Annotated in this window: 16 protein-coding genes, 1 pseudogene and 1 riboswitch; of the genes and pseudogenes, 16 read left to right on the top strand and 1 reads right to left on the bottom strand. The window is 38.2% G+C overall.

Features of this window, described 5'->3' with window-relative positions; translation table 11 throughout:
• From VJ937_RS12385 to VJ937_RS12320, 14 genes are all read left to right on the top strand, one after another.
• Positions 1 to 1,113: hypothetical protein (locus VJ937_RS12385; protein WP_324067564.1), on the top strand; the 1,113-nt coding region annotated here is incomplete at its 5' end.
• A 25-nt stretch (positions 1,114 to 1,138) separates the two neighbouring features.
• Positions 1,139 to 1,447 carry a hypothetical protein gene (locus VJ937_RS12380; protein ID WP_324067562.1) on the top strand — a complete coding sequence of 103 codons (309 nt, stop codon included), beginning with the start codon at positions 1,139 to 1,141 and terminating at the stop codon, positions 1,445 to 1,447.
• Between the two features lie 11 nt (positions 1,448 to 1,458).
• Positions 1,459 to 1,824, top strand: coding sequence for a response regulator (locus VJ937_RS12375; RefSeq protein ID WP_057954084.1), 366 nt, complete (start codon positions 1,459 to 1,461; stop codon positions 1,822 to 1,824).
• The gene (locus tag VJ937_RS12370; RefSeq protein WP_324067560.1) at positions 1,824 to 3,860 is read left to right on the top strand and encodes a chemotaxis protein CheA; all 2,037 of its coding nucleotides are present in this window, start codon (positions 1,824 to 1,826) and stop codon (positions 3,858 to 3,860) included. The genes VJ937_RS12375 and VJ937_RS12370 overlap by 1 nt, the downstream gene beginning before the upstream one ends.
• 2 nt (positions 3,861 to 3,862) lie before the next feature.
• Positions 3,863 to 4,405 carry a chemotaxis protein CheW gene (locus VJ937_RS12365; protein ID WP_324067558.1) on the top strand — a complete coding sequence of 181 codons (543 nt, stop codon included), beginning with the start codon at positions 3,863 to 3,865 and terminating at the stop codon, positions 4,403 to 4,405.
• Between the two features lie 171 nt (positions 4,406 to 4,576).
• Positions 4,577 to 5,785 (top strand): DcaP family trimeric outer membrane transporter, encoded by a 1,209-nt coding sequence (locus VJ937_RS12360; protein ID WP_324067556.1) that lies wholly within the window; start codon positions 4,577 to 4,579, stop codon positions 5,783 to 5,785.
• Between the two features lie 3 nt (positions 5,786 to 5,788).
• Positions 5,789 to 6,637, top strand: coding sequence for a CheR family methyltransferase (locus tag VJ937_RS12355; RefSeq protein WP_324067554.1), 849 nt, complete (start codon positions 5,789 to 5,791; stop codon positions 6,635 to 6,637).
• Positions 6,638 to 6,646: 9 nt separating this feature from the next.
• Positions 6,647 to 7,036, top strand: a complete 390-nt coding sequence (locus VJ937_RS12350; protein ID WP_324067552.1) for a response regulator — start codon at positions 6,647 to 6,649, stop codon at positions 7,034 to 7,036.
• A gap of 28 nt (positions 7,037 to 7,064) precedes the next feature.
• Positions 7,065 to 7,976, top strand: coding sequence for a HAMP domain-containing sensor histidine kinase (locus tag VJ937_RS12345; RefSeq protein ID WP_324067550.1), 912 nt, complete (start codon positions 7,065 to 7,067; stop codon positions 7,974 to 7,976).
• A 5-nt stretch (positions 7,977 to 7,981) separates the two neighbouring features.
• Positions 7,982 to 8,461 carry a chemotaxis protein CheD gene (locus tag VJ937_RS12340; RefSeq protein WP_324067548.1) on the top strand — a complete coding sequence of 160 codons (480 nt, stop codon included), beginning with the start codon at positions 7,982 to 7,984 and terminating at the stop codon, positions 8,459 to 8,461.
• 63 nt (positions 8,462 to 8,524) lie between these two features.
• Positions 8,525 to 9,616 carry a chemotaxis response regulator protein-glutamate methylesterase gene (locus VJ937_RS12335; RefSeq protein ID WP_324067546.1) on the top strand — a complete coding sequence of 364 codons (1,092 nt, stop codon included), beginning with the start codon at positions 8,525 to 8,527 and terminating at the stop codon, positions 9,614 to 9,616.
• Between the two features lie 180 nt (positions 9,617 to 9,796).
• Positions 9,797 to 12,070, top strand: coding sequence for a PAS domain-containing protein (locus VJ937_RS12330; protein WP_324067544.1), 2,274 nt, complete (start codon positions 9,797 to 9,799; stop codon positions 12,068 to 12,070).
• A gap of 94 nt (positions 12,071 to 12,164) precedes the next feature.
• Positions 12,165 to 13,604, top strand: a complete 1,440-nt coding sequence (locus tag VJ937_RS12325; RefSeq protein ID WP_324067542.1) for a choice-of-anchor Q domain-containing protein — start codon at positions 12,165 to 12,167, stop codon at positions 13,602 to 13,604.
• Positions 13,605 to 13,750: 146 nt separating this feature from the next.
• The gene (locus tag VJ937_RS12320) at positions 13,751 to 14,773 is read left to right on the top strand and encodes an endonuclease/exonuclease/phosphatase family protein (protein ID WP_324067540.1); all 1,023 of its coding nucleotides are present in this window, start codon (positions 13,751 to 13,753) and stop codon (positions 14,771 to 14,773) included.
• On the opposite strand, the gene VJ937_RS12315 is transcribed toward VJ937_RS12320, so the two are convergent.
• Positions 14,730 to 16,199, bottom strand: coding sequence for a CCA tRNA nucleotidyltransferase (locus VJ937_RS12315; RefSeq protein WP_324067538.1), 1,470 nt, complete (start codon positions 16,197 to 16,199; stop codon positions 14,730 to 14,732). The genes VJ937_RS12320 and VJ937_RS12315 overlap by 44 nt on opposite strands.
• A 187-nt stretch (positions 16,200 to 16,386) precedes the next feature.
• Between VJ937_RS12315 and trxA the strand changes: the two are divergent.
• Positions 16,387 to 16,740, top strand: a pseudogene (gene trxA, locus VJ937_RS12310) (thioredoxin); the annotation flags it as partial.
• Between the two features lie 195 nt (positions 16,741 to 16,935).
• Positions 16,936 to 17,029: riboswitch (TPP riboswitch) on the top strand.
• 36 nt (positions 17,030 to 17,065) lie between these two features.
• Positions 17,066 to 18,633: carboxypeptidase-like regulatory domain-containing protein (locus tag VJ937_RS12305; protein ID WP_324067536.1), on the top strand; the 1,568-nt coding region annotated here is incomplete at its 3' end.

Here is an 18,633-nt window from a genome sequence, read left to right as displayed (position 1 = left end):
TTCATTGAAAAAGGTATTGAAAAAACTGCTAATATTAAACGTACTTTAGAACAAAAAAACCAGCATAGCTTTCAAAACCTGAATCAGGTAATTACCAACCTTCAATACCATGATATTATCAGGCAAAAAATTGAACATATTCAAGACACCCATAAAAACATAATTACAGAGCTCAACAACCTGGAAAAAGAGAAGAATATAATTAAAAAAGGGCTCGAATATGTAAACCAAATTCCCGGAATTACTGAAATACAGGCAGCACAACTGTTGCTTACCAATAAAGAGTACCAAAGTGCAATTGAAAACATCTCAAAAAAATTAATCGAAATTGCCAATACGCTGGAAGAAGTAAACAATTTATCTTACAGTATTTTCAACAACGACAACAATATTGAAATAACAACTCAACTGGAAGAAAACGCCAAATATTTACCAGACAAAATGAAGGAGGCTACTACTGCCATAATGGACCTGGTTGAAGAAAATGAGGAGCTTCAAAAACAAATTAGTAATCATGTTAACCACTATGAGAACCTTGAAACTATTGAGCACGATATTAATGCCATTATTAAAGAAATAAACAAAAACCTATCACCGCAAAACGATATAAAAACCATAACGGGTAAACTTATCACTTTGCTTAACGATATCAATGATTCAAGAAGTAATATTGGGAAAATAATTAATGCCCATCAAAACAATCAACTTATATCTCTCATTGAAAATATCAATGAACAAAAATCAGTCATTGAAAAACAAAAAATTGAAAAACAAAAAACAAGTAATTTTACAGAGGCGTTCAAAGTAATAAACAACCAAATCACAAAAAACTGTAAAGCTTATAAAGAGCTCGACTCTGAGTTACAAAATACTTTGGAAAACATTAAGTACTATGAATTTTATGAACATGAAGTAGAAGAAATTATAAACCAACTTAACCTCATCTATCAAAAAATCAAACCACTCTCCGGGGAAAATCAGCACGAGAGTGACCTGATGAGTGCCATGGAGAAAGCTTACACAATGGAATCGCAAAGAGAGATTCACCAACATAAAACAGAAGATGAACAGCAAGACGAAAAAGAGGATGATGATAACCTTGAACTTTTTTAATGGCTTGTAGTAAAAACACATCACAATGAAAAACAAAACCTTAACCATAAAACGGACCAAAAAACAAATGGTCATAAAAATTGACAACCCTGCTGACATACAGCACATACAAAAATTACACACTGATCTCAAGGGAATTAAATTCGACCGCCCCGAAATAGTTTTCGAGGTTGAAAAAAACATGCCAATTGATTTATCGTTTATTCAGGTGATAATCGCCCTAAAAGATTCTCACCTCGAAAAAAATCAAAAAATCACGTTAAAAGCCCCTTTGGATGATACTCAAAAAAACGTAATTTTAGATACTAATAAAGAAATTAATATAGCAACATAAAATCAACCAAAATGGGAAAGAAAATCCTCATCGTAGATGATTCCGAAAGTATACGAGAAGTGGTAAGCTTTACATTAGCCAATGCCGGACATGATGTCCAAAAAGCCGTAGACGGCGATGATGCACTCAAGCAACTTGATGGTACAGCTTACGACCTAATCATTACTGACCTGCATATGCCCAATAAAAATGGCATTGAACTCATCAGAGAAGTGAGAAAAATGGATACTTATAAATTTATCCCTATTCTTTTCCTCACCACGGAATCGCAAACAGAAAAGAAAAAAGAAGCCAAAGAAGCCGGGGCCACAGGCTGGATTGTGAAACCCTTTGTTCCCGATAAACTCTTAGCTGCAATCAATAAAGTTGTAAGATAATGGAAGCATTCAAACAAAAATTCGTTGAAGAGGCTACTGAACAGATTAACGACCTGGAAGAAGCGCTTTTACAACTAGATAAAAACAAAGAGGATATGGATACAATTGAATCCATATTCCGTGTAATGCACTCCCTGAAAGGTGGAAGTGCAATGTTTGGTTTCGAAAAAATAGATAAGTTTACACACATTCTTGAGAATATCTACGACCGTATCAGAAACCATGAACTAAAGGTAACTCCGGAAATACTGGATCTCACTTTTCAGGCGGTCGATCACTTAAGAAAACTACTGGACGAAACACCTGAGAACGAGCAGCAATTAGAACAGGAAAACAAACTATTCATAGAGCGCATTGAAAAGGCACTGAATGAAAAAACCACCCCGGAGCATGCCAGCATACAGGACGAACCCACGGAAGGAAAAACAAAAACATATTTTGTACGGTTCGTACCCAACGAAGACATTATGCAAAACGGAACAAACCCACTGTTCCTGCTTGAAGATTTGTCGCAGCTCGGAACCAGTTTAATTGTTCCTAACATTTCAAAAATACCGGATTTTAATAGCCTCGATCCGGCAAAAACGTATACAAGCTGGAATATACTCCTTAGTACCAATGCTGGTATCAATGCTGTAATCGATGTGTTTATTTTTGTAGATGATGAGGCCAAAATTGAAACTCATAAAATCTCCGATTACAATTTATTGCAAGACAAGGCCATAAAAAATATTCTGAAAGATACACTCCAGCAAAAACCGCACATTAAACCATCTGAAATACACGACCTGATTATAGACCTTGAAAACATATACCAGGAAAAAGAGGAAAAGCAGGTCAAAGACGAATCGCGTAAAAAAGTTGAACATAGCATATCCAGCATACGGGTAAGCTCCGACAAACTCGACAACCTCATCAATTGGGTAAGTGAGTTGGTCACAATTCAGGCACAGCTATCACTTTTCAATAAAGAAAACAACTACCCCGGACTTGACCCCATTGCAGAGGAAATTGAAAAAATTTCACGACGCCTGCGCGACGATGTTTTCAGTATAAGGCTTATTCCCATTGCCAACATGGTAACACGTTTTCAACGCCTTGTAAGAGAGCTTTCGAATGAACTTGGCAAAGAGGTTGATTTTATTACAAAAGGTACAGAAACCGAGCTTGACAAGAATATTATTGAGATGCTTATCGACCCCGTAATGCACATTATCAGAAATAGCCTCGACCATGGAATTGAAGATTCAGCACAAGCAAGAATTGATGCAGGGAAAGCTCAAAAAGGAAGCATAACACTCAATGCTTTCTATTCAGGCACATACGTATACATTCAAATTATAGATGATGGTAAAGGACTCGACCATGAAAAACTTCGCCAAAAAGCCATTGAAAAAGAAATCATTACAGAAGACACCCAAATAACCGAAAAGGAGATTTTCGACCTCGTTTTCACTTCCGGCTTTTCTACCGCCAAAGAAGTAACAAACCTCTCTGGAAGAGGTGTTGGAATGGATGTGGTAAAACAGAAAATTTCAGAACTCAGGGGCGAAGTGGAACTAACAAGCAAAAAAGGCAAAGGTACCACAGTAACAATTAAGTTGCCACTTACACTCTCCATTATTGATGGATTACTGGTAAGAATAGCCAAAACAAAATTTGTCATTCCTTTGGCAGCGGTTCAAAAAATATATGAATTTACACATAAAGAAATAGAAGAATCTATAAACAACCTGTTTCTTGCCGATGACAAACGAGTCCCATTCATTTACCTGCGTGATGCCCTAAACATAGAAGGAACACCTCCCGAAATCGAAAGAATCGTTAATGTGGAATTCCAGGACACATTTATGGGACTTACAGTCGACGAAATTATAGGTGAGTATCAGGCGGTGTTAAAACCACTTGGCAGAATGTACAAAGACGTGGATATAGTATCAGGAGCCACAATTCTTGGAGATGGAACAGTAGCGCTGGTACTCGACCCAAATCGTTTAATCAATGAATATACAAATAAAGAAAACATAGGAGGATAATTATGGATGCACAAACCCAAACCAACAAAAAAAATGTAAGCGATCAGGTACACACATACCTATCTTTCAGACTGGGCAAAGAAGTTTTTGCCGCCTCAGTTAACCATGTTGTAAATATACTGGAACTGAAACCAATTACAAAAGTACCTCATGCTCCAGAATACATGAGTGGCGTAATCAACTTGCGTGGCCAGGTACTGCCAGTAATTGATATGAGAATAAAATTTGGAATGACACCAACAGAACCCACTGTTGACACCTGTATTATTGTACTAAATCTTGAAATTGAAAATGAAGAAGTAAAGCTTGGCATTTTAGTCGATGCAGTAAGCGAAGTACTGGAACTCGAAGAAAACCAGATAGAACCTTCTCCTAGTATTGGAACAAAATACAAAGCTGAATTCATTAAGGGAATGTGGAAAAAAGATGAAAGCTTTATCATGCTGCTTAATCTTGATTTAATTTTCACACGAGATGAAATTGTCGTTGTTGAAGAAAAAACAAATGAGGCCGATATGCCCCAAAATGAAGAAACCGGTGAATAAATAAAATAAATAATCAATATATGATTAATGAACCTGCTTAGTAATTATCCATCAATAAAACACGAAAGCTAAGCAGGTTACATCTTACTTCAGGTAAAGATTACTTTTTATTGCGTAATGAAGCATACTTACATTTTTACAATAATTTGCTTATTCTTTTCAACTATAACAATGAAAGCCCAAAAACAAGATGAATGGAAGAACAAACTTTATGGATTTGTTAGAGCCGACGCATTTTATGATTCCAGACAATCGGCTGAAGCAGTTGATGGGCTTTTTTTGTTGTATCCTTTAAATTTACGCTACGACGATAATGGTAAAGACCTCAATGAAGTAAATCAAATTACCATGACCAGTATTTCGAGCCGGTTAGGGTTAAATATGGGCCGAAAATCGATTTTTAATAAAACAGCCACAATTAAGGCCAGACTGGAGGCTGATTTTACTGCACGATCAAACGCTAATTCTTTAAGACTTAGACATGCCTACGTATCATTAGACTGGCAAAAACATGCAATACTTATGGGCAGGACATGGCACCCTATGTTTACACCAAAAGTTTTTCCTTTAACGTTAAGCATCAATGTGGGTACACCTTTTAACCCGTTCAACAGAAGCCCCCAAATCCGCTATACTTATAAACCCTCGAGCAAATACTCAATACTATTTGCAGTACTTTATCAGAATGATTACAATAACCTTGGCCCCGATGGTAATGGCGGAGTAGAAAAGCGCATTGATCTTATGCGCAACAGCATGATACCAAACCTCCACTGGCAAGCCCAATTGGGGGGTAAAAAACTCAAAATCGGAATTATGGCTGATTATAAACAAATCCAGCCACGAACCGAAACTACCGGAACCGAAGGAACTTTTAAAACAGAAGTACAAATTCCGGCTTATGCCACCGGATTATTTGCAAAAACAACCTTAAACAAACTTAGCCTTAAAACGAAAATTTTGTGGGGTCAAAATCTCTCTGACCATGTTATGCTGGGAGGCTACGGTGTAAAAGAAAATGATACAGAAACCGGACATGAAACCTACACCCCATCAAATCATATTTTTAGCTGGTTAAACTTAGAATATGGTAATGAATTCACTGCAGGTTTACTGTTGGGCTACAGTAAAAACCTGGGCTTTTCTGACAACCTTAGCCCGGATGAACCCGTATACGCCAGAGGCAACGACATCGCGTATCTTTATCGCATTTCTCCCTATCTCAAGTGGCGAAAGAAAGAGCTTGAATTATGGGCAGAAACAGAAATAACCACTGCAGCCTATGGAGATATTCAATATGCGAATAAAGGAAAAATTCAAAACAGCCGTGAAGTCACAAATGTTAGATTACAAATATCTTGTATTTACTATATTTTATAAAAAATGACTGAAACCAACACTTCATTTAATAACATTGAGCTGAAAGCCAAAGAATTTGAAAGGCTTAGTCAGTATATATTCAGTAACTATGGTATAAAAATGCCTCCGGCCAAAAAGGTTATGCTACAAAGTCGATTACAAAAAAGACTCCGGCATTTAAACATCAATAATTTCCCAGCCTACATCGATTTTGTATTTAGCAAACAGGGAGAAAAAGAAATTGTACACATGATGGATGTAGTTTCCACAAATAAAACAGATTTCTTCAGGGAACCCACCCATTTTGAATTTATGCATGAAACAATTCTTCCAGAAATAACTCAAAAAGGCCTAAACGAATTCAAAATATGGAGTGCAGGCAGTTCAAGTGGAGAAGAAGCTTATACCATTGCAATGGTTATTGAAGAATATATTGCACAAAACCGCCATATCAATTACAATATTACCGGATCCGATATCTCCACAGATATGTTGCAAAAAGCAATAAATGGAATTTACAAACTGGAAAAAAGTATGACAATACCGGAATCAATGAAGAAGAAGTATCTTTTGAAAAGCAAGGATACACAAAAAAAGCTCATCCGGATTAAACCAAACCTCCGCTCAAAGGTTAGTTTTTTTAGACTTAATTTAATGGATTCATCTTATAAGGCTCCAAATAATTTTGATGTTATCTTTTGCCGAAATACACTGATTTACTTTGAAAGAGATACCCAGGAAGCTGTAATTAACAGACTTTGCAACCATTTGAAGCCAAACGGATATTTCATACTCGGACACTCAGAATCAATTACAAATATGGATGTACCACTCAAGAATATTAAACCAACCATTTTCAGAAAAACATCTTAGTAGAAAATTATGCTGATAAATTTATTGATTATAGATGATGATATTTTTTTCAGGGAACTCCTCAAAGACATCCTAATTGAATATCCAGTGCAATTATATGAAGCTTCGAATGGTGAAGAAGGATTAGATATTTTAAAGCAGGAACCAATTCATGTAGTAATTACAGACATTATTATGCCAGAAAAAGAAGGTTTGGAAAGCATAATTGAAATTATACAAAAATATCCTGGTGTTAAAATACTGGCTGTCTCGGGCGGTGGCTCAGATGGAAGTGTGCACTACCTGGAGATGGCAGAATCATTGGGAGCACATGAGACCATGGCAAAACCCTTTGACCAAAAAGAACTCATTGAAAAACTAAATAGACTAACCAACAACAAAATAACCCCTGAGATATAACATATATTTCAATATAAACATTACAACCATGGAAAAAAAAATATCTGACGAAGACCTTATAAAAGAATTAAAAATACGCTTTGATCAAAATAAAAAAGCGCTGACAGAACTTCAGGAAAAATCAAAAGAGCTGCGTAAAGTGAACGAGAAACTTAAAGAATCGGAGTCGCTTAAAAGCCACTTTCTGTCGAATGTAACCAACGAAATAGTAAATCCCTTTGCCTCAATACTTGGGTTAAGCCAAAGCATAATGGCCCTAAATATAACCGAATACGAAAAGATTAAGCCATTAGCACAATTAATTCATGCCGAGGCGTTTAACCTGGATTTTCAATTAAAGAACATTTTTGCTGCTGCAAAAATTGAAGCCGGATTGGCCCAGCCAGAGCTCACAAATGTGAACATTCAGTCATTAATAGAAAGTATTATTGAGAGCTATAAATACAAGGCACAGCAAAAAGAGCTCAAAATTAAATTCCATTATCAGGCCAATAAAAAAGAAAACAACTCAAAAGAGTTCCCCACTGATTCAGAAAAGCTCAAACTCATTATGTCGAACCTGCTCAATAATAGTATCAAATACAGTAATGCTGCCCAAAAAATTGAAATTGTTTCATCAGTTTCAAAAGAAGATGAGCTTATTATTACTGTTAAGGACTATGGAGTGGGTATAAAAAAAGAGGACCAGGAAAAATTATTTGACCGTTTTGTAAAAGGTGAAAGCACCATACACTCACTTAATGAAGGCTATGGCCTGGGACTATCGGTTACAAAATCATACGTAGACTCGCTTGAGGGCAAAATAACAGTCGAAAGCGAGCAAAACAAAGGAGCAGTTTTCACTATTTATTTGCCGCGCCCAAAAGATACAAGTTATCTGGAAGGGTTTTCAGATGATGGAAATGAAATATTTTTTCAGGATACCGACGAAGAGTTTTAGTACTTATGGATAACTTACCTGTACACTATCTATATCCGGCGGCATTATTTGCCCCCAGTGAGCCTCATCTCATAAACACATTATTAGGCTCCTGTGTGGCAATTTGCCTGTACGACCCCATTCAGCAAACAGGTGGTATGAACCATTACATGCTACCCTACTGGAATGGCAATGGACTGGCATCACCAAAATATGGAAATATTGCCATTGAAAAGCTCATAGAGTCACTTACCAGAAATGGAAGCAAGCGAAATAACCTTATCGCAAAAGTATTTGGCGGCGGTGAAGTTATAGAATCACAGCACCACTATTTCGATATTGGTAAAAGAAACATTGAAGTTGGACATCAAATGCTTAAAGATTTAAGAATTCCAATTAAAGCAGAAAGCACAGGAGGTAAACAAGGAAGAAAAATACAATTCAATACGATTACAGGTGCAGTTAAAATGAAGTATATAAATAAGCAGGAAGTAAATGGAAAATAACCTGCCATTTACAATTCATACAATATAAAATAATCTATATTTTTAAGCGAGAAAATTTGTAGCATGACAAATCCTATCAAAGTACTTGTAGTAGATGATTCGGCCGTTGTAAGGCAAACCCTGTCAGAAATACTTAATGCTGACAGGCATATTGAGGTTATGGCAGTAGCTTCAGACCCCTATTATGCTGCAAAGAAAATACAAAAAGAAGTGCCGGACGTCATAACCCTCGATGTTGAGATGCCCCGTATGGATGGGTTAACATTTTTACGTAAACTCATGACCCAGCATCCCCTTCCTGTTGTCATCATTTCATCGCTCACCGCAAAAGGTACTGAAACCGCAATTAAGGCCCTGGAATATGGTGCAGTAGACATCATAACCAAGCCCAACATGAGTACAAAAAAGTTCTTTGAAGAATCAAGTATTAAAATTTGCGATGCTGTAAAAGCTGCTTCCAGGGCAAGAGTTAATCGCAAAAAAATTCAGAAACCCCGTCCCATACCTCAAAATATGCAGGATGTGGCCCCAAAACTTTCGGCAGACGCTGTAATTCAGCAACGAAGAAGCCGGAGTATGATTGAAACCACCGATATCGTTGTAGCTGTTGGTGCTTCTACAGGAGGTACTGAAGCCCTTAGGGAATTTTTAATGGAACTTCCTCCCGATAGCCCCGGAATAGTTATAGTACAACACATGCCCGAACACTTCACACGCTCATTTGCAGAGCGGCTTGACGAATTATGTCAAATTTCTGTAAAAGAAGCTGCTGAAAATGATACTATCATTCGTGGTCGCGCCCTAATTGCACCGGGTAACCATCACCTACTGATAAAAAGATCCGGAGCACGCTATTTTGTAACCATAAACGAGGGCCCACTGGTAAACCGCCACCGGCCCAGCGTGGATGTTATGTTCAGATCAACAGCGCAATATGTGGGTAAAAATGCCATTGGAATACTTATGACCGGCATGGGAGATGACGGGGCTCAGGGCCTTTTAGAAATGCGAGAAGTCGGAGCCATTACAGTTGCGCAAGATGAAAAATCCTGTGTAGTATTTGGAATGCCCAAAGAAGCCATTGACCGTGGTGCAGCAAAGCATGTGTTACACCTTAATCAAATGGCCGGATTTGTGGCAAAACACAAAAGATAACCACGTATTGAACATATTTCAAAACCTTAAACAAGCTTTTTATTCCTACCCGTCCGCATTTTATTAGCTTTCAATTAATTTTATGGTCATCAAATCTTTTTCATTGTCTTGCCATAAATAAGTCAAAAAATAATATATTTGATATTTGATAAACAACCATGTTCGCGAAAAATTAATCTCATGGGGAAAAAGAAAAAACTTACCGGTATATTTCTGGCAATTAGTATTATTGCAGCACTTTTACTTCACTTTTTTATAATTAAAGGGTTACTCTATGCCCAAAACATGAGCTTTACATGGAATAATTTCATTGAGCTCCATGATAACTCAATCTATTACCTAATAGACAGCATTATAATATTAATTCCACTTTTCGCCTGGCTGTCAGGATCTTATTTCGAGAACAAAATAAACAGCTATGCTAACATAGTCGAAAAACGCGACAACCAGCATGAAGCGGTTAATGAAATTGCCAAAAACCTGACAAATGGTAACGTAGATTTTGAGGCAGACCAAAAAACAGATAACAAATTGGTTCAACAGCTACTGGCACTTCGGGACAACCTCAAAAAACAAAAAGAAGAGGAAGCCATTCGGAAAAAAGAAGACAACCAACGACACTGGGTTTCAGAGGGTCTTGCCAAGTTTGGAGATATCCTAAGACAAAACAACGATAATATTGACACCTTGTCATTTGAAATCATTAGCGAACTTTGTAAATATATCGATGCTGTTCAGGGAGGTTTTTTCTTACTCGAAGACAGTGAGGAAAATGATAAACATTTCAAACTTACTGCACACTTTGCATACGACCGTCAAAAATATAATGAAAAAAGAGTTGAATGGGGTGAAGGCTTAATCGGACGGGCTGCATTTGAGCAAAAAACACTTTACATAGACGATGTACCACAAGATTATGTGGAAGTTACATCAGGCCTTGGGCAAACGAACCCCAATGCATTATTAGTCGTTCCGTTAAAATTCAATGAAGAAGTTCACGGAGTTGTAGAGCTGGCTGGTTTTGAAATGTTTGATCAATACAAAATAGATTTTGTAGAAAAAATAGCAGAAAACATTGGCTCCACTATAAGTAATGTAAAAATCAATCTTAAAACAGCCAAGTTTCTTAAAGAAAGTCAGGAACAGGCCGAAAGACTCTCACAACAAGAAGAAGAGATGCGGCAGAATATGGAAGAGCTCCAGGCTACACAGGAAGAAGCTGCCAAGCAGTCAAAAGAATTTGTAAGCTTTACCAACTCTGTAAACCATACACTTATACGCGCCGAATACGATGTCAATGGCATACTTAACTATGCCAATACAAAATTTCTGCGCAAACTGGAATACGAAAATAGTTCCGAGGTTGAAGGACACCATATCTCAATGTTTATAAATGAGAAAGATAAAGAATGGTTTAATGATATATGGAACGATTTATCGAGAGGTGGGCACCACTTCGAAGGATACATGAAACATGTTACCAAAAAAGGTAAAGACCTCTGGACAATGGCAACATACACCTGTGTAAGAAACGAAAATGGCGGAGTAGAAAAAATACTCTTCCTGGCCATAGACACAACTGAGCACAAAAAACAATCACTTGATTATGAAGGCCAGATCAGGGCACTTAATCTTGCCAATATTAAAGCTGAATATGCCCCTTCAGGTAAATTTATAGCATGTAACGATAAGTTCCTTGAATCGGTAGGTTACACAATGGATGAAGTTAAAGAAACGAGTATATTCGATTTCTTTACAGAAGAAAACCAAACAAACTTCGAGGAACTGTGGAACAATGTTGTTAACGGAGTACCCTACCAGGGACAGCTTAGTGTAACAGTAAAAGACAAAAAAATAAAATGGTACCAAATGACCCTTATCTCTGTCAATAACATGTATGGAGAGGTCGATAAAATTTTGGTGCTGGCCATTGATATTACAGACCAAAAAGAGCTTGAAATTAAAATAAGCGAACAAAACCGCATACTAAAAGATCAGGAAGAAAAGCTTAAGAACTCCGAAATGGAGCTTCAAAAACGGCTCGACAAAGCAAAACGCGAACTAAAGCAACATTTTAAAGAAGTTGAAAAAAGTAAAGTACGTCATGAGAAAACACTCGAAGGCGCCCTTGATGCCATTCTTACTACAGACCAGAGCGGCACAATAGAATTTTTCAATAAAGCGGCAGAAAGCCTTTGGGGATACGACAGAAAAGATGTGGTAGGCCAAAATATTAAATTACTTTTTAGTAATGATATCATTGAATCCGACGACTTTGTAAAGCGCTTTGTGAAGCCAGGACTGGAAAAAATCGTTGGTGAACGTAAAGAAATAAGCATCACAACAAAAGAAGGCGAAAACAAACAGGTCCTAATGCTACTTTCAGACGCAACAGTAGATAAAGTTCACACATACACTGCCTTCATACAACAAATTGAAGTTGAGTTATTTTAAAAATAAATTATCCAACAAAAATAAATCGGCACTACTGTCGGTTTATTTTTGTTTTAAGTAATATTTTGTCAAACCAATCCGTTCCCAAATAAAAATGCGATACCTAATACTTTTAACCTCCCTGTTTATTGGATTCATAAGCTGCCAGGAAGATGATTTATTAACCTCATCATCAGCCAAACTTGAATTTTCAACCGATACAGTTATGTTCGATACTGTATTTACCGGAATCGGATCAGCAACACAGCGCTTTAAAGTTTACAATAGACATAGTCAACCCATTAGAATTTCGTCTGTAGAACTGGCAAAAGGCAACAGCTCTCAATATGGAATAAACGTAGATGGTATTTCAGCCAACCAGGTTAAAGATGTTCAGATAGAAGCCAACGATAGTATATACGTTTTTGTAGAGGTTAATATCGATCCTTCAACAGATGACATCATTGAAAAAGATTCCATTCTGTTTTACACCAATGGGAATATTCAGGATGTAAAAACCATTGCATTCGGACAAAACGTAAATCTTCTAATGGGCCAAAGCCTCAATACCCAAACCTGGGATGCGACAAGGCCATATCTGGTATACACTTCATGTGTGGTCGATACCCTCGAAACACTAACCATTGAAGCGGGAACAAAAGTATATTTTCACGAGAATGCGAGTCTATTCGTCTTAGGCTCTCTTATTGTAAACGGCACGCTTGATGAGCCTGTGCTCTTTAAAGGCGACCGCTTGGAAGAATTCTACCAGGACAAACCCGGCCAATGGGGTGCATATACTACCCTTGAAAATGGAGCAACCTATGTTTTTGGAGGATTACACTTCCTTCCGGGAAGTTTTGATAACAAAATCGACTATGCCATAATAAAAAATGCCAACAAGGGTATTCAGCTCGACTCAGCTGTTGGAAATAACTACACACTTGAAATTACCAATTCCATTATATCACACATGAATCTGGCTGGTATTTACGCACAAACCAGCCGGGTAAAAGGAGAAAACCTGGTACTGAATAATTGCGGTAGCCATGCCATAGCCATGGTATTGGGCGGAAAGTACAATTTTAACCATGTTAGCATAGCCAATTTCACCCCATACAGCTCAAGAAATACAGCTTCTGTAGCACTCAATAACTATTTTGTCTCAGGCGATGTGGGTTTTGTCTACGATCTTGAAGAGGCCACATTTACCAATAGTATTATATATGGGGATGGTGGTGAAAATGGAAATGAAATTGTGATAGATAAGGCCGATGAAGGGGCTTTTAACTATTACTTCGACCACTGCCTGATCAAAGTCAGCGAGGACTTCGATATGAGCAATGAAAACCACTTCCAAAACATTTTACGCAACCCAGAAAGCGGTCCACGCTTTGTATCGAAAGAAGAGTATGATTTCAGGTTAGACACCCTCTCCCCTGCCATTGATGCAGGAAAAGCAGAATACGGTGCCGCCACTCCGCTGGATATGAACCAAAACGACAGAACAACAGATGCAGGACCTGACCTGGGAGCATATGAACGTCAACAATAAAAACCAAAGCATAGAATGAACCGAGCCATGACAAAAATTTTGACACACACTCGCATGATTATAACTAACCTACAGATAATATGTGACGGACATTGGACTTTTCATGGCGAGCTCCATCTGACAACTAAAATCAAAATTATAAACAGATGAAAAAGCGCATTCTTATAACACTATTAATAATCATCAATGGACTATCGCTCTTTTCACAGGATCAGAACCTGCGCATAATGTTTTATAATGTAGAAAACTTCTTTGATCCGGTAAACGATAGTGTTACCATGGACGACGAATTTACTGAAGAAGGAGCACGCCATTGGTCATGGTACAAATACAACGACAAAACAGCCAAAATATACAAAGTAATTGCTGCATTCAGTAAATGGCAAAAACCAGACATTATCGCCCTGTGTGAAATAGAAAACCGGTATGTACTGAAAAATTTATTAAAACGAACTCCCCTGGGCGACAGCGAATACAAAATTGTGCACAAAGAAAGTGAAGACTTTAGAGGTATTGACGTAGGTTTATTCTATAACCCCGAAACACTATGGCCCCTGGATGAAAATTTCATAAAAATAAGGTTCAAAAATCATCCCGATAAACGCACAAGAGACATTCTGCACTTTAAGGCATTGCTAAAAAACAAAGACACACTTCATGTTTTTGTCAATCACTGGCCATCGAAATATGGCGGAGCTGTTGCCACCATACCGTTTCGGGCACAAGCAGCCAAAACCCTCAGAAGGGCAACCGACAGCATTTTAAAGGTAAACCCAAATGCCAACATCGTAATTACAGGCGATTTTAATGATACGCCAAATGACGAATCTATTGCGCAGCACCTCGGAGCTGCAGCGCCGGATAATACCACCAAAAGCAAGCTTTTAAACCTTAATTCGGCATTAAACACGAACGAATACCCGGGAACACATCGCTATCAGGGCCAATGGTCCATGCTGGACCAATTTATTGTTTCGGCTCCTTTGCTCAATAAAGAAAATTCAGTTTATACAAATCCCGGCCAAATGCGCATTGGATACATTGATTTGCTGTTAGAACCGGATAAAAAATATACCGGTAAAAAACCTAACCGTACATTTATAGGTTTCAGATACCACGGTGGATTTAGCGATCATCTTCCGATTTTGCTTGATCTCCGTCTGCAATAACGTCATCTTTCGATTTTAGTAGTTTCAGATCATTACCGGCGGCATATTGTTCCATAAATGCCCATGCTTCATCGAAATTGTTGTTTATTTTTCCATCAAGAATAGCATTCTTTATTTCTTGCTTAATATCACCAATAATTTTTGATGGTCCAACACCGAAAGCCTTCATTATAATTTCGCCGGTAATGGGAGGTTGAAAATTTCTAATACGGTCTTTTTCTTCAACTTCCTGAAGCTTTTGCCTTACAAGCTGATAGTTCTGCAAATAGCGCTGAACCTTTTCGTGATTTTTTGACGTAATATCAGCTTCGCATAAAGTCATAAGGTCCTCGACCTCATTCCCGGCTTCGAACAGCAATCGGCGCACAGCTGAGTCTGTCACTTCATCTTCAACAAGCACAATGGGCCGCATGTGTAGGCTCACCATTTTTTGCACATACTTCATCTTTTGATTTAATGGCAATTTCATTCTTCTGAAAATACCCGGAATCATTTTAGCTCCTCTGTACTCATGTCCGTGAAAAGTCCAGCCATGCCCCTCTACAAAGCGTTTAGTCTGTGGTTTACCTATATCGTGTAATAAGGCTGCCCAACGCAACCATAAGTCATCTGTGAGGCGGGCAATATTATCAAGTACCTTAAGAGAATGGAAAAGGTTATCCTTGTGTGCCATACCTTCACGTTTGTCAACGCCCTGCATTGCAGCGAGTTCAGGAAAAATGTATGTCAAAATGCCAGTTTTAGCAAGCAACTTAAAACCAATGGAGGGTTTGGGCGCCAACATTATTTTGTGCAACTCTTCGTTAATGCGCTCTTTAGAAATTATTTCCAACCGCTCCACATTTGCCACAATGGCATCATAGGCTTGCTCGTCAATATGAAAATTTAATTGAGCAGCAAACCTAATTGCCCTGAGCATGCGCAATGGGTCATCTGAAAATGTGACTTTGGGGTCACGAGGAGTTCGTATAATACCACGTTTTAAATCGGCATAGCCATTAAAAGGGTCCACAAGTTCGCCAAAATCAGGCTCAGCAAGACTTAAAGCTAATGCATTTATGGTAAAATCGCGCCGCAACTGATCATCTTCTACTGATCCATCTTCCACCTCAGGATTGCGGGAATCGCGGTTATAAGACTCTTTACGTGCACCAACGAACTCATATTCTTTATCTTTATACCTAAACATAGCCGTACCGTAACTTTTGAAAAATGATACCCTAATTTTAGGATCAATTCTCCGTGCAACCTCTTTTGCCAGGGCAATCCCGCTTCCTTCCACCACAATATCCACATCTTTTGATGCCCTTCCCAGAATTAAATCTCTCACAAAGCCACCAATCACATATGCCGGCTGATTCTGCCTGGTTACGATTTCTGATATATGCTGAAATACAATATTTTGAATATTTTCGTTAAACTTCATCCGTGCTCATTTGTTGTAAATAGTGGACAAAATTACAACTTTTCCCATTGGTAGAAGAATGTTGGCATTTTTTTTAAAGAATGGGTTAAGTAGCGTTGCAAATAAACCAACATAATGGCATACGATTTGCAACATATGTAAAAATTTAAATTTATTCATAAAAAACAAAAAAGACATGCCTGAATTTTTAACCAAGGACACATTTAAAGAAAAGATTTTCAATTTCGAAGAAAATAAAGATTGGAAATTTGAAGGCGACAAACCTGCACTTATTGACTTTTACGCGGACTGGTGTCAGCCATGTAAAATGGTAGCCCCTATTCTTGAAGAACTTGCTGAAGAGTATCAAGGTAAAATTGATATTTATAAAATAGATACAGAAGACCAACGTGAATTAGCAGCAATGTTTGGTATTCAAAGTATCCCTTCGCTTCTGTTCATTCCTGTTGACGGGCAACCGCAAATGGCTGCAGGAGCATTGCCGAAAGAAACCTTCAAAAAAGCATTTGCAGACGTGCTTAAAGTTGAAGAACCCGCTTAACATAATCACTAAGCGAAAAAACCTGCCCTTTCGGCAGGTTTTTTTTTGCTCCTACGCCAAACATGACTATCAGAGAACCAGACATTTGAACTAATAAAATGTAAATTAACACCCAAAAGGCCCGAAATACATAGCTTATTTAAATTAACTTACACCGCTAAAGGCATAATATTTGCGTAAATGCTGCTGACAAAAGGTCGCAATCGGGGGTGCCCAAAATTACGGGCTGAGATCATACCCTTTGAACCTGATCCGGGTAGTGCCGGCGAAGGGATTTCAGAGTATTTTCCCCCCATTGCATATTGTAAAACTTAAACTTTCAATTATGAAAAGTGCAATTATTACAGTTGTACTGGCAGTAGTAATGAATTTTGCCAGTGCACAAAATCTCATCAATGGGGTTGTGACCAATGAAGACAAGGAACCACTCAGTGGAGCAACCATTAAACTAATTCCAGGTGCCTACGAAACCATATCCAATGGCGGAGGGAAATTCGTAATCAACAATGTTAAAAACGGGCAGTATAGAATACTGGTAACCCACCTGGGGTATGAACCTTACAGTGAAAAAATTGAGGTTTCAGACAAGACCAATCTTCAAATTACAATGACAAAAAGCGTCATTCAAACCCGGGAAATTATTGTATCCTCAACACGAGCCACGGAGAAAACACCCACAAGCCACACAACCATTGAACAAGAAGTGATTGAAAAACGGGAAGCGGTTAAAGATATTCCCTATTTACTGCAACTTACACCTTCGGTTGTAACCACTTCTGACGCTGGTGCAGGTGTTGGTTATACAAACTTTAGAATCAGGGGTACCGACCTAAACCGGATAAACATTACTGTAAATGACATTCCGCTTAATGATGCAGAATCTCATGGAGTTTGGTTTGTAAACATGCCCGATTTCGTTGAAAGCACCAATAGTATTCAGGTACAGCGAGGTGTAGGAACTTCTACAAACGGAGCCGCAGCTTTTGGAGCTTCCATAAATCTTCAGACCAACGACATTAGCATCGAACCATATGCCGAAGTCAACAATGCGGCAGGTTCTTTCAATACCATGAAAAACACAGTGCAAGCGGGAACCGGACTTATTGAAGGAAGGTATAGCTTTGATGCCCGGCTTTCAAGAATCAAATCTGATGGTTTCATTGATCGCGCCACATCAGACCTAAAATCTTTCTTTGTGTCAGGAACCTACCGTACTGAAAAAGATGTATTAAGGATCAATGTTTTTTCGGGCAAAGAAAAAACTTACCAGTCATGGGAAGGTATTCCTTCGGCTAAACTCAACCAGGACAGTGCAGCAATGATGCAGTTTGCCTACAATATGGGCTATGCACAAGAAGAAATAGAGAACCTGTTTAAGTCAAATCCGCGTACTTACAACCGTTACATGTACGACAACCAAACAGACAATTACCAGCAAGACCATTACCAGGTTTTTTATAAACGAAACTTCAATGATAAGCTATCGGCCAACATTGCATATCATCAAACCAACGGGTTTGGCTACTATGAATCATATCGCTACAATGAGGATATTGCAGACTATTTGGCAGACCCGATTATCAGCGGAACAGATACCATAACCGAATCCGATGTAATAGACAGAAAATATCTTGACAATATTTTTTACGGTGGAATTGGTTCTATTAAACTAAAACTTCCTAAAGTAAAAGCTATCCTGGGTGGTGGATGGAACAGATACGACGGAGACCACTACGGGGAGGTAATGTGGGCTGAAAACAACCTCAATACCTTTGATCCCAAACACCGCTTTTATGATAACACTGGTGTTAAAGATGATGCCAATATTTATGCCCGTGCAAACTTCATGGTAAACAAAAAGCTGTACACTTATATCGATTTGCAATACAGGCA

Origin of the sequence: Salinivirga sp. (assembly GCF_035268865.1) — a bacterium.
In the GTDB taxonomy this organism is placed as follows: Bacteria; Bacteroidota; Bacteroidia; order Bacteroidales; family Salinivirgaceae; genus Salinivirga.
The sequence above is the reverse complement of the archived record's forward strand: the minus strand, read 5'-3'. Positions and strand labels throughout refer to the sequence as shown.

Coding starts and splice junctions, on each gene's coding strand:
- VJ937_RS12355 (WP_324067554.1), top strand. CDS start 5,789: ATGACTGAAACCAACACTTCATTTAATAACATTGAGCTGAAAGCCAAA.
- VJ937_RS12350 (WP_324067552.1), top strand. CDS start 6,647: ATGCTGATAAATTTATTGATTATAGATGATGATATTTTTTTCAGGGAA.
- VJ937_RS12370 (WP_324067560.1), top strand. CDS start 1,824: ATGGAAGCATTCAAACAAAAATTCGTTGAAGAGGCTACTGAACAGATT.
- VJ937_RS12365 (WP_324067558.1), top strand. CDS start 3,863: ATGGATGCACAAACCCAAACCAACAAAAAAAATGTAAGCGATCAGGTA.
- VJ937_RS12335 (WP_324067546.1), top strand. CDS start 8,525: ATGACAAATCCTATCAAAGTACTTGTAGTAGATGATTCGGCCGTTGTA.
- VJ937_RS12380 (WP_324067562.1), top strand. CDS start 1,139: ATGAAAAACAAAACCTTAACCATAAAACGGACCAAAAAACAAATGGTC.
- VJ937_RS12315 (WP_324067538.1), bottom strand. CDS start 16,199: ATGAAGTTTAACGAAAATATTCAAAATATTGTATTTCAGCATATATCA.
- VJ937_RS12375 (WP_057954084.1), top strand. CDS start 1,459: ATGGGAAAGAAAATCCTCATCGTAGATGATTCCGAAAGTATACGAGAA.
- VJ937_RS12320 (WP_324067540.1), top strand. CDS start 13,751: ATGAAAAAGCGCATTCTTATAACACTATTAATAATCATCAATGGACTA.
- VJ937_RS12340 (WP_324067548.1), top strand. CDS start 7,982: ATGGATAACTTACCTGTACACTATCTATATCCGGCGGCATTATTTGCC.
- VJ937_RS12325 (WP_324067542.1), top strand. CDS start 12,165: ATGCGATACCTAATACTTTTAACCTCCCTGTTTATTGGATTCATAAGC.
- VJ937_RS12360 (WP_324067556.1), top strand. CDS start 4,577: ATGAAAGCCCAAAAACAAGATGAATGGAAGAACAAACTTTATGGATTT.
- VJ937_RS12330 (WP_324067544.1), top strand. CDS start 9,797: ATGGGGAAAAAGAAAAAACTTACCGGTATATTTCTGGCAATTAGTATT.
- VJ937_RS12345 (WP_324067550.1), top strand. CDS start 7,065: ATGGAAAAAAAAATATCTGACGAAGACCTTATAAAAGAATTAAAAATA.